This is a genomic window from Limnohabitans sp. (assembly GCF_044373035.1).
Lineage (GTDB): Bacteria > Pseudomonadota > Gammaproteobacteria > Burkholderiales > Burkholderiaceae_C > Limnohabitans_A.
In genome coordinates this window covers 1-10,989 of the sequence record NZ_JBILQU010000095.1, presented here as the reverse complement: position 1 = coordinate 10,989, position 10,989 = coordinate 1, and the positions used below count along the sequence as shown (strand labels likewise).

9 protein-coding genes are annotated in these 10,989 nt (G+C 62.5%); 7 read left to right on the top strand and 2 right to left on the bottom strand.

Going from position 1 to position 10,989, the window contains the following annotated elements; genetic code table 11:
• Both ACIQ47_RS12565 and ACIQ47_RS12560 read right to left on the bottom strand, forming a co-directional pair.
• On the bottom strand, positions 1-896 hold an 896-nt coding region (locus ACIQ47_RS12565), incomplete at its 3' end, for a cupin domain-containing protein (protein WP_396438434.1).
• A gap of 18 nt (positions 897-914) precedes the next feature.
• Entirely contained in the window at positions 915-2,126 is a 1,212-nt protein-coding gene (locus ACIQ47_RS12560; RefSeq protein ID WP_396438433.1) for a 3-hydroxybenzoate 6-monooxygenase, read from the bottom strand.
• A 299-nt stretch (positions 2,127-2,425) separates the two neighbouring features.
• Here ACIQ47_RS12560 and ACIQ47_RS12555 point away from each other — a divergent pair, with 299 nt between their 5' ends.
• The 7 genes from ACIQ47_RS12555 to paaZ all read left to right on the top strand — a co-directional run bounded on the left by ACIQ47_RS12555 (position 2,426) and on the right by paaZ (position 10,751).
• Positions 2,426-5,257 carry a monovalent cation/H+ antiporter subunit A gene (locus tag ACIQ47_RS12555; protein ID WP_396438432.1) on the top strand — a complete coding sequence of 944 codons (2,832 nt, stop codon included), beginning with the start codon at positions 2,426-2,428 and terminating at the stop codon, positions 5,255-5,257.
• Positions 5,258-5,312: 55 nt separating this feature from the next.
• On the top strand, positions 5,313-5,723 hold the full coding sequence (locus ACIQ47_RS12550) for a Na+/H+ antiporter subunit C (RefSeq protein WP_396438435.1): 411 nt from the start codon (positions 5,313-5,315) through the stop codon (positions 5,721-5,723).
• A complete protein-coding gene (locus ACIQ47_RS12545; RefSeq protein WP_396438431.1) occupies positions 5,723-7,414 on the top strand; it encodes a monovalent cation/H+ antiporter subunit D in 1,692 nt (563 codons plus the stop codon). Before ACIQ47_RS12550 ends, ACIQ47_RS12545 begins: the two co-directional genes overlap by 1 nt.
• Positions 7,411-7,965 (top strand): Na+/H+ antiporter subunit E, encoded by a 555-nt coding sequence (locus ACIQ47_RS12540; RefSeq protein WP_396438430.1) that lies wholly within the window; start codon positions 7,411-7,413, stop codon positions 7,963-7,965. The genes ACIQ47_RS12545 and ACIQ47_RS12540 overlap by 4 nt, the downstream gene beginning before the upstream one ends.
• Entirely contained in the window at positions 7,962-8,237 is a 276-nt protein-coding gene (locus ACIQ47_RS12535) for a K+/H+ antiporter subunit F (RefSeq protein ID WP_108362688.1), read from the top strand. The genes ACIQ47_RS12540 and ACIQ47_RS12535 overlap by 4 nt, the downstream gene beginning before the upstream one ends.
• 13 nt (positions 8,238-8,250) lie before the next feature.
• Positions 8,251-8,592, top strand: coding sequence for a Na+/H+ antiporter subunit G (locus ACIQ47_RS12530; RefSeq protein ID WP_396438429.1), 342 nt, complete (start codon positions 8,251-8,253; stop codon positions 8,590-8,592).
• 113 nt (positions 8,593-8,705) lie between these two features.
• On the top strand, positions 8,706-10,751 hold the full coding sequence (gene paaZ / locus ACIQ47_RS12525) for a phenylacetic acid degradation bifunctional protein PaaZ (RefSeq protein WP_396438428.1): 2,046 nt from the start codon (positions 8,706-8,708) through the stop codon (positions 10,749-10,751).
• Positions 10,752-10,989 lie beyond the last annotated feature (238 nt).

Here is a 10,989-nt window from a genome sequence, read left to right as displayed (position 1 = left end):
AGGGTGAAGGTGCTGGCCACGATCTGCGCTTGCACCGCGCCTTCGATGACGTGGAACACCTGAGCGGGCGAGCGAGCAGGCAGGCGCAGGCTCTGGCCAGGGCGCAGCATCAGGGCGTAAAAGCCCAAGATGTTTTCAGCATCGCCACCGGTTTCGGGGTTGGTGTAAGTCACTTGCACTTGCTCCAAACCGGCATCGTCAGACGCCAGAGATTCGAGCGCGGCCTTGGCGTCTTTCCAGGCGTAGCGCAGCATGGGGTAGGCCTTTTTGCTGCGGTCAAACACATGCGATGGCACCACGCCGCCTCGGGCATATTGCTGGTCGCTGCGTCCAGGCTGCACCGTCTGGCGGTCGCCGTTGATGTGGTAGCTGGCCTCCATGTAATAGACCAAGGGCAGGTCCAGCACATCGAGCCAGATGACCGGGTCGGTGCCGTCGTGGCCGTGTTCGTGCCACAGGCCAGTGGGCGTCAGGATCAAGTCGCCTCGGCTCATGGGGCATTTCTCACCGTCCACCGTGGTCCAGGCGCCTTCGCCTTCCACCACCATGCGCACCGCGTTGGGCGTGTGGCGGTGGCTGGGGGCCCATTCACCGGGCATGAGCAGTTGCATGCCCAAATACATGGCGGCGCTGGCTTGCATTTTGTCCAGACCATGGCCGGGGTTGGCCAGCACCAGCACGCGGCGCTCGGCTTTTTCAATCGGCGTGAGCTCACCCGCTTTGAGCAGCAGGGGCTTGATGTCTTTGTAAGCCCAGCAGGTGGGCTGGGTCTGGCGCGTGGGCACTTTGGGCGGCAGCACGCCGCGCAGGCTGGGCCACAGCGGCACCAGATTCACATTGCGCAGGTCCTGCACATAGTCTGGGGGCAGGTCTTCGATGCGTCCGAGGTCGTTCATGGGGTGTCTCCGTTCAAATCAGTTGTGTTGCGCTGCATCGAGGCAGTTGCCCACGTTCCAGCCGTACAGCCATGCCATGGCATCATAAAAGCGCTCCGGGCTGCGGCCGCGCCACAGGTCATTGCGCACCAGGCGTTCCACGCCTTTGGCGTGGTAAATGCGGCCCATCTCGCGGCTCGACAACACGATGCGGGCGGTGCGGGCCACGCGGGCGCGCTGGTACATGTCCAGCGCTTGGGGCCAGTCGTTTTGGTGTGTGCGCAGGGCTTCGCCCAAAGTGACGGCGTCCTCCATCGCCATGCAAGCGCCTTGCGCCATGTATTGCGTGGTGGGGTGGGCGGCGTCACCCAGCATGGTCACCCGGCCATAGGTCCATTGGCCAATCGGCTCGCGGTCGGCCGTGGCCCAGCGCTTCCAGGTCTTGGGCAGGTCAATCAGTTGGCGGGCTTTGGGGCAGATGCCCTGGAAGTAGCTTTGCACTTCTTCTTTGCTGCCGTCCTTGACGCCCCATTCTTCTTGTTCGCGGCTGTGGAAAGTGACGACCACGTTGTATTGCTCACCCCCGCGCAGCGGGTAGTGCACCAGGTGGCAGTTGGGGCCCACCCAGATGGCGGCCGCGTTCCACTGCAGGTCTTGCGGAAAGTCTTTTTTATCGACCACGGCGCGGTAGACCACATGGCCGGTGACGCGGGCCGGGTCGCCCACAAATTGCTCACGCACCACCGACTTGACACCATCGGCCCCGATCAAGGCACAGCCTTTGAATGCCTTGCCGTTTTGGTCCCACACGGTCACGCTGCTGTTGTCTTGTTCGATGCGCACCACCCGGGTGCTGGTGTGAAATTGAACTTGTCCGGTATCGCGTGCAGCTTCGAGCAAAGACAAATGCACATCGGCGCGGTGGATCACGGCGTAGGGGTTGCCAAAACGCTCGCGGAATTTTTCGTCGGTGGGGATCTTGCCCACTTGGTACTCGTCGATCGCGTCGTGCATGACCATGAAGTCGGTGTAGACGGCACGGCCACGGGCCTTGTCGCCGACGCCCAAAGCGTCAAACGCATGAAACCCGTTGGGGCCAATTTGGATGCCCGCGCCGATCTCGCCGATCTCGGGGGCTTGCTCCAGCACGGTGACGGCAAAGCCTTGGCGCACCAGCGCCAATGCCGCTGCCAGGCCACCAATGCCGCCACCGGCAACGATGACGGGGAGGGTGATTTGCAAAGGGCTCATGGCGGTCCTTGAGTGGGGTGAAACGAATAGAAAACATGGATTTGATAAGTATACTTATCAAATGCCTCTTTTGCCAGCCTGTTTTTTGATTACGGGCTTTGGTGTGCGTACCCAAAATTTTCAAAAATCAGCGTGCAGCACACGGAATAAATGTTCTTGGCCCTTTTTTGATGGGGTTTTTGGGGTTGAAACGACCGGCTGGTGCGGCTTTGCGCCTGCATGATGCGGCAGCATGCCTCGCAGTGTGGGCCTGGGTCGTGGGCCTGCCTAGAATGCTGCGCACATTTGAAAGATATGCTGTGCTGCTCTCCATCGTATTGCTCCCTCTGTTGCTGGGCACACTGGCCACCTTTTGGCTGGGTTCCCGCTCACGGCTGCTGACCGCCTGCGCGGCGGGCGCGGTCACGGCCGCCAGTTTGGGCCTGTTGCTGTCCATGGCCCCGGCCGTGCTGGCGGGCGAAACGGTGATGAACGCCTGGCCCTGGGTGCCCGAGATTGGGCTGAACCTGACGTTCCGTCTCGACGGCCTGTCGATGATGTTCGCGGGCCTGATCTTGTTCATCGGCCTGATGATCATTGTGTATGCGCACTATTACCTGAGCGCCAAGGATTCGGCCGGAAAGTTTTACAGCGAAATGATGCTGTTCATGGCTGCCATGCTGGGCGTGGTGCTCTCGGACAATTTGCTCTTGTTGGTGGTGTTTTGGGAGCTGACCAGCGTCTCGTCATTCTTGCTGGTGGGCTACTGGAGCCACCGGCCCGATGCCCGCGCCGGTGCTCGTCAGGCCTTGGCCGTGACCGGGGGCGGCGGCCTGGCCATGCTGGGCGGCTTTGTGCTTTTGGGTCAGATTGCGGGCACCTACGAGCTGAGTGAAATGCTGGACAAAGTGGCCATGATTCAGGCCGCCCCGATGTTTTTGCCTGCATTGCTGCTGATTTTGGTGGGCGCATTCAGCAAAAGTGCGCAGTTCCCCTTCCATTTCTGGTTGCCCGATGCGATGGCTGCGCCCACGCCTGTGTCGGCCTATCTGCACTCGGCCACCATGGTCAAGGCGGGTGTTTTCTTGCTCATGCGCCTGTACCCGGTGCTGGCCGGATCGGGCTATTTCGAGGCGATTGTCACCACGGTGGGCCTGATCACCGTGTTGTTTGCCGCCTTCATCGCCATCTTTAAGCACGATCTCAAGGGTTTGCTGGCTTACTCCACCGTGAGTCATCTGGGCCTGATCACGTTTTTGGTGGGCTTGGGCTCGCCACTGGCTGCGGTGGCGGCGGTGTTCCATGTGCTTAACCACGCCACTTTCAAGGCCTCGCTGTTCATGATCGCGGGCATCGTGGACCACGAAACCCATTCGCGCGACATGCGCAAGCTGGGCGGCCTTTGGTCGCTCATGCCGTGGACGGCCACGCTGTCCATGGTCGCAGCCGCCTCCATGGCGGGCGTGCCTTTGACCAACGGCTTCTTGTCCAAAGAAATGTTCTTCACCGAAGCGGTGGTGGGCACGTCGGGCGCGTTCGCTTGGTTGGTGCCCGCGTTGGTGACGCTGGCCGGGGTCTGCAGCGTGGCTTATTCGCTGCGCTTTGTGCACGACACGTATTTCAACGGTCCGCTGGGCGATGTGCCCAACACCCACCCGCACGAACCGCCACTGGGCATGAAACTGCCCGCCATTTTGTTGGTCACGCTGTGCATCGTGGTGGGGGTGTTGCCCGCGCTCACGTTGGGTCCGTTGGTCGATGTGGCGGCCACGGCCTTGGCGGGCAAACCGCTGCCCGAGTACCACTTGTCCATCTGGCACGGCTTCAATCTGCCGCTGCTCATGAGCGCGATTGCGCTGGTGGTGGGCATTGCGCTGTACCTGATGCTGGCCAAAAACAAGCGCCTGCACCGCATCGAGTCCGAGGCCTGGTTTGGCCGAGCCACCGGGCGTCAGATGTTTGAAGGCCTGATCGATGGCCTGTTTGTGCTGGCGGCGCGGATCACCACGCGCTTGGAAAACGGCTCGCTGCAAAGCTATGTGGCCTGGATGCTGGGCGGTGTGGTCTTGGTGGTAGGCTGGCCACTCTTGGGCAGCGGCATCGGCACCGGTCCGCGCGATCTCATGCCTGCATCGCCCTTGGCCATTGTCATATGGCTGATGCTGGGGGCTGCGAGCCTGACTCTGGCGCTACAACACCACAAACGCTTTCAGGCGGTGATTCTGGTGGGCGTGGTGGGGCTGGTGACCTCATTGACCTTTGTCAGTCTCTCAGCGCCCGATCTGGCGCTGACTCAGTTGTCGGTCGAAGTCGTCTCCACGGTGTTGTTGCTCATGGGCCTGGCTTTGTTGCCGCAGCATTCACCGCGCGAATCGAGCAATGCACGACGCGCACGCGACGCAGCGCTGGCGCTGGCCGCTGGTGCGGGCATGGCCTGGCTCACTTGGGTCTTCCTGACGCGCGAGCACAGTTCGATCTCTTGGTATTTCCTGGACAAGTCCATTCCCGTGGGCGGTGGCTCCAACGTGGTCAACGTGATCCTGGTGGACTTCCGGGGTTATGACACCTTTGGCGAAATCACGGTGCTGGGCATTGCTGCCATCGGTGTGCTGGCTTTGATGGAAGGCATGCGGACGCGCCGCCCCACCCAAGACAGCGACGGCCACACCTGGACCTTTGCTGCCCAACCTCTCATGCTGCGCGTGGCCGCGTCGGTGGTGTTGCCGGTGGCGCTGGTGTTCAGCATCTACATCTTCATGCGCGGTCACAACATGCCCGGTGGCGGCTTCATTGCGGGTCTGATCACCGCGGTGGCGCTGGTGCTGCAGTTCATGTCCATGGGGCAGGCCAAGGCCGAGTACCTGCTGCGCGGCCAAGCCGGTCGGCGCTTTGTCAAGTGGATCGGTGCAGGCTTGGGCATTGCCGGGCTGACCGGTGTGGGCGCCTTTGTGTGGGGCCGTCCTTTCTTGACCAGCGCGCACGGCTATCCGGTGGTGCCGGTGTTGGGCGAGTTGCCCTTGGCCTCGGCCGCCTTGTTTGACTTGGGCGTTTACCTGGTCGTGGTGGGCTCGACCTTGTTGACCATCTCGGTGCTCGGCACCGTGACACGTGAAGCGCCGGGATCGCCTGCGCGTCCCCAGGGGGCTGCATGAGCGCCGCCGTTTTTTTGTTCAGTGTTTTCAGTCGCCGCAAGGACCTTTCATGAGCATGGAATTTTTGTTGGCCAGCGGTATCGGATTCGTCACGGCTTGCGCTGTTTACCTCATGCTGCGCGGGCGCACCTTCACCGTGGTCTTGGGTTTGTCCCTGCTCGGCTACGCCGTCAACGTCTTCATCTTTGCCATGGGCCGTTTGTGGAGCAATGCACAGCCCATCTTGGTGGGCAGCGGCCCGGTGGCTGACCCCTTGCCCCAGGCGCTGGTGCTCACGGCCATCGTGATCGGTTTTGCGACCACCGGCTTTGTGATTGAGCTGGCCCTGCGCAGCCGCCACGAAAGCGGCAGCGATCATGTGGACGGGCACGAGCCCGGACAGACGCCGGAACAGACGCAGGGACACACTCCAGGCCAGACCGGTTCTGAAGGCCATCCGGCTCAAGCACGCGGAGGGCAGGCTTGATGTTGGACTCTCTTTTTGCATTTTGGCTGCAGCACGCCCCTGTGCTGTCGGTCTTGCTGCCCGTGTTCACGGCCGTGGCCTTGTTGTTGCTGGGCGATGGCAGCCAAGAAGTGGCTGGGGGTGGCCATGGCAACAGCCGCCAACGCTGGGCGCGTCGTCTGGCCATGGCCTCGGTCTTGCTGGGCTTGCTGATGGCGGTGGGATTGGCGGTGCAAGCCAGCAGTGGTGAGCTGCTGGCCTATCAGGTGGGCGAATGGCCTGCGCCTTTCGGCATCGTGATGGTGCTCGATCGCTTGTCAGGCCTCATGGTGCTGCTGACTTACCTCGTGGCCGTGCCGGTGCTGTGGTACGCCACAAGCGGCTGGGATACACGCGGACGGCACTTCCATGCGCTGTTCCAGTTCCAGCTCATGGGGTTCTGTGGTGCGTTCATGACGGGTGACTTATTCAACCTGTTTGTGTTCTTCGAGGTCTTGCTGATTGCTTCTTATGTGCTGCTGGTGCATGGCCAAGGCCGCGAGCGCTTTCGCATGGGCATCCATTACGTGGTGCTCAACTTGGCGGCTTCGGGCCTGTTCCTGATTGGCCTGGCCATGGTCTACAGCGTGACCGGCACGCTCAACATGGCCGATGTGGGCCTACAGGTGGCGCAGCTCACGGGTGACAACGCCTGGCTGGCGCAGGCCGCTGCGCTGGTCTTGCTGGCGGTGTTTGGCCTCAAAGCCGCGCTGGTGCCGCTGTATTTCTGGTTGCCGGGCACCTATGCCGCTGCCAGTGCTCCAGTGGCGGCGCTGTTTGCCATCATGACCAAGGTCGGGGTGTACAGCATCATCCGCACGCACTGGGTGATCTTCGGCGTGGGGGCGGGGGAGTCGGCCCTGGCCGTGGCCGACTGGTTGCTGCCGCTGGCCTTGACCACCAGCGCCTTGGGCGTCCTGGGCGCCCTGGCGGCACACAGCATGAGCCGCCTGGTGGCTTACCTCACGGTGTCCTCGGTGGGCACTTTGCTGGCCTGCGTGGGTTTGTTCACCACCGACAGCTTGTCGGCTGCGCTGTACTACACGCTGCACAGCACGATTGTGATCGCGGGCTTGTTCTTGCTGGTGGAGCTGATGGCCGCGCAGCGCGGGCAGGCGCTCGACAAACTGCGTCCCGCCGTGGCCGTGCGCGAGCCGGTGCTGCTGGGCCTGATGCTGCTGTTTGGCGCGGCATCGGCTGCGGGTTTGCCGCCTTTGTCCGGCTTTTTGGGCAAGCTCATGATTTTGCAGAGCAGCTCGGGCCTGCCCGCACAGGCCTGGGTCTGGACCCTGGTGCTGAGCGTGGGCTTTTTCACCATCGTGGGCCTGGCCCGCGCGGGTGTGATTTTGTTTTGGCATGTGCAGCCTGAGCCAGACGAGTCGCAAGGCAATGCCGGCAGCAGCCCCAAGCTGTTGTCGGCCGTGTGGGCCTTCATGGCGCTGACCTTGGTCATGGCCGTGTTGGCTTCGCCCATCAAGCGCTACACCGACGACACCGCCACGCAGTTGGCCGACACCGCCGCCTACGCCAAAGCCGTGCTGGGCCTGGCCCCTGGCGAGCCTTCGACCAGCACGCGGCCTTATGACGGGGCACGCCAGTCAACGCCGGCCCCCAAACCGCAAGCTCCGGCTGAACCTGCTGCAACCGACACCCCTGCGAAGGACACCCGATGAAACCGACCCCTGCGCACCCTTCCAGCCAAGCGCGCTGGCTCAGCCACCCCATCCTCTCGCTCTTGTTGGGCGTCAGCTGGCTGGCCTTGTCGCACAGTCTGGCCCCCGTGCACCTGTTGTCGGCCTTGCTGATCGCGCTGATCGTGCCGCGCCTGATCCACCCGTTTTTGGGGCCTGCGGCCAGCATTCACTGGGGCGCAGCCCTGCGTCTGGTGTGGGTGGTGCTCAAGGACATCGTGTTGTCCAACATCACCGTCGCCCGCTTGGTGCTGGGCCCCATGAAGGCCATGTCGCCCGCCTGGGTGCCTGTGCCTCTGGCCACAGACCATCACATGGTCAACGTCCTGTTCGCCAGCATCATCACCACCACACCCGGCACGGTGTCCTGCGTGGTGAGCGAAACCCGTCGTGAAATTCTGGTGCACGCCCTCAATTGCGACGACGCGCAAGCCATGATCGACGACATGAAAACCCGCTACGAAGCGCCCTTGCTGCACATCTTTGGCTGCAGCGAGCAGGCTGCGCCCCTTGCCCAGAAAGGCCCGCCATGAACATCCTGGATCTGGCCCTGTCGATCGCCATCGTGGCCGTCACCCTGGCGGTGGCGCTGTGCGCTTGGCGGCTTTTTCGTGGCCCCGAAACCACCGACCGCATCCTGGCACTCGACACTTTGTCGATGAACGCTGTGGCCCTGATCGTCTTGCTGGGCATCCGCTGGCAAACCGCTTTGCTGTTTGAGGCCGCCTTGCTGGTGGCCATGCTGGGTTTTGCCTCGACCGTGGCGCTGGCGCGCTACCTCAGCCGCGGCGACGTGGTCGAATAAAAGGAGCCTCTTCATGAATCCCCTGATCGAATGGGCCGCTGCGGCCATCATCGTGATTGCCGCTTTCTTCTTGCTGGTGGGCGCCATTGGCCTGGTGCGCCTGCCCGACTTTTACATGCGCTTGCACGCGCCCACCAAAGCCTCCACCTTGGGCGTGGGCGGCATTTTGGTGGCGTCCATGCTGGTCTCGGCCTTCCAGGGCCGCGCAGGTTTTGCCGAGTTGCTCATCACCCTGTTTGTGTTTGTCACCGCGCCCGTGTCGGCCAACTTGATGGCGCAGGCCGCGTTGCACCTGAAAGCGCGCTCTCAGGCCCCGGTGCCTCCCCAAGCTGTGCCTGAGCGGCACAAAAGCTGAAATCCCCCTTGCCATTGCGACTAGAATTAACCGACCGCCCGGTTGGTTAACGCATAGGCAGCGCTAGGGCTTGCCAAGGCACCGGGTTTTGACCTCCTCAAGGAAAGCACCTCATGTCCCAAGTCCTGCAAAGTTTCATCGGTGGCCAATGGATCGGCCAGCAAGGCGCACAAGCCCTGCGCAGCGCCCTCAACGGCCAGACCGTGTACCAAACCCATGCCGAGGCCATCGACTTTGGCGACGCGGTGCACTACGCCCGCACCGTGGGCCTGCCCAACTTGCTCAAGCTCGACTTTCAAGAACGCGCCCAGCGCCTGAAGGCCCTGGCCAAGTACCTGGGTGAGCACAAAGAGCAGCTCTACGCCATCTCGGCCCACAGCGGTGCCACGCGCGCCGACAGCTGGGTGGACATCGAAGGCGGTGCTGGCACTTTGTTCGCGTATTCCAGCATGGGCAGCAACGAACTGCCTAGCGGCAACCTGATTCACGAAGGCCCCGCATTCCCGCTGGGCAAGAAGGGCGGCTTTGCGGGCACGCATATCCTGGTGCCGCGTGGCGGCATCGCGGTGCACATCAACGCGTTCAACTTCCCCATCTGGGGCCTCTTGGAAAAGTTTGCGCCGACCTTTTTGGCGGGCATGCCTTGCATTGGCAAACCGGCATCGTCTACCAGCTACCTGACCGAGGCCATGGTGCGTTTGGTGGAGCAGTCGGGCATCTTGCCCGCTGGTAGCTTGCAGCTGGTGATCGGCTCCACCGGCGACCTGCTGGACCGCCTGAACGGCCAGGACGTGGTGACCTTCACCGGCTCGGCCGACACTGCAGCCATGCTGCGTGTGCACCCCAATGTGGTCAAGCACAGCATACCCTTCAACGCTGAAGCCGACTCGCTCAACTGCGCCATCCTCGCGCCCGATGTCACGCCCGATGACGAAGAATTTGACCTGTTTGTGAAAGAAGTCGCCCGCGAGATGACCGTCAAAGCGGGCCAGAAGTGCACAGCGATTCGCCGCGCCATCGTGCCGCGCCAGCACCTCGATGCCGTGGTCGAAAAGCTCAAGGCCCGTCTGGCTAAAGTCGTGGTGGGTGATCCGTCGGTGGAAGGCGTGAAGATGGGCGCTTTGGCCTCGCATTCGCAACAAACCGACGTGGCCGAGCGCGTGGCCTTGCTGCGCCAAAGCGCTGAGTTGGTGTTTGGCGGTGGTGCCGAATTCAAACCGGTGGGGCAGGGTGTCGAAGGTGGTGCCTTCTTCCCGCCCACGCTGCTGCTCTGCCAAAAGCCTTTGAACACCGACAGCGTGCATGACGTGGAAGCCTTTGGCCCGGTCAGCACGCTCATGCCTTACGATGGCATTGATGAAGCCCTGCAGCTGGCCGCACGGGGCCAGGGCAGCCTGGTCGGTACGCTGGTCACCAAAGACCCGCAAATCGCGGCACGCGTCATCCCGGTGGCAGCCGCTTTGCACGGCCGCCTGCACATCCTGGACCGTGAATCGGCTGTTGAGTCGACCGGCCACGGCTCGCCCTTGCCCCAGCTCAAACACGGCGGCCCTGGTCGCGCAGGTGGTGGTGAAGAACTCGGCGGTATCCGCGCTGTCAAGCACCTGATGCAGCGCACCGCTCTGCAAGGCTCACCCACCATGATCGCCGCCGTCACGGGCGAGTACATGCGTGGTGCCAAGTTGATCGAGACCGAAGTCCACCCCTTCCGCCGTTACTTTGAAGAGCTGCAGATTGGCGAGAGCTTGCTCACCCACCGTCGCACCGTGGGCGAGGCCGACATCGTGGCTTTTGGTGGCCTGTCGGGCGACTATTTCTACATGCACTTCGACGAGATCGCTGCCAAGGATTCGCCTTTTGGCAAGCGCATCGCGCACGGTTACTTTGTGCTGTCGGCCGCTGCGGGTTTGTTTGTCTCGCCCGCACCCGGCCCGGTGCTGGCCAACTATGGCCTGGACACGCTGCGCTTTGTGAAGCCCGTGGGCATTGGCGACACCATCCAGGCGCGCTTGACCGCCAAGCGCAAGATCGACCGCAACAAGAAAGACGCCAACGGCGTGGGCCAAGGCGTGGTCGCTTGGGACGTGGAAGTCACCAACCAGCTCGGCGAAGTGGTGGCCAGCTACGACATCTTGACGCTGGTGGCCAAGAAGGGCTGACGCCATGCCGGTTGCGCGTGCATGAGCCCCGGTTTTTGTTGAACGACCGGGAGCAAATGGGTTTTTCGCCCACGGGGTGGGCTCCTACAAAATACAAGGCTACGATTTTGTAGGAGCGCACCCCGTGCGCGATGGGCGTGGCACACGTCCTAAAAACCTCGTTCACGGTGTTGAATGAACACGGCAGGAGGCCGTTGCCATGAATGTTTATGACCGCTACGTATTGCCTTACCTGATC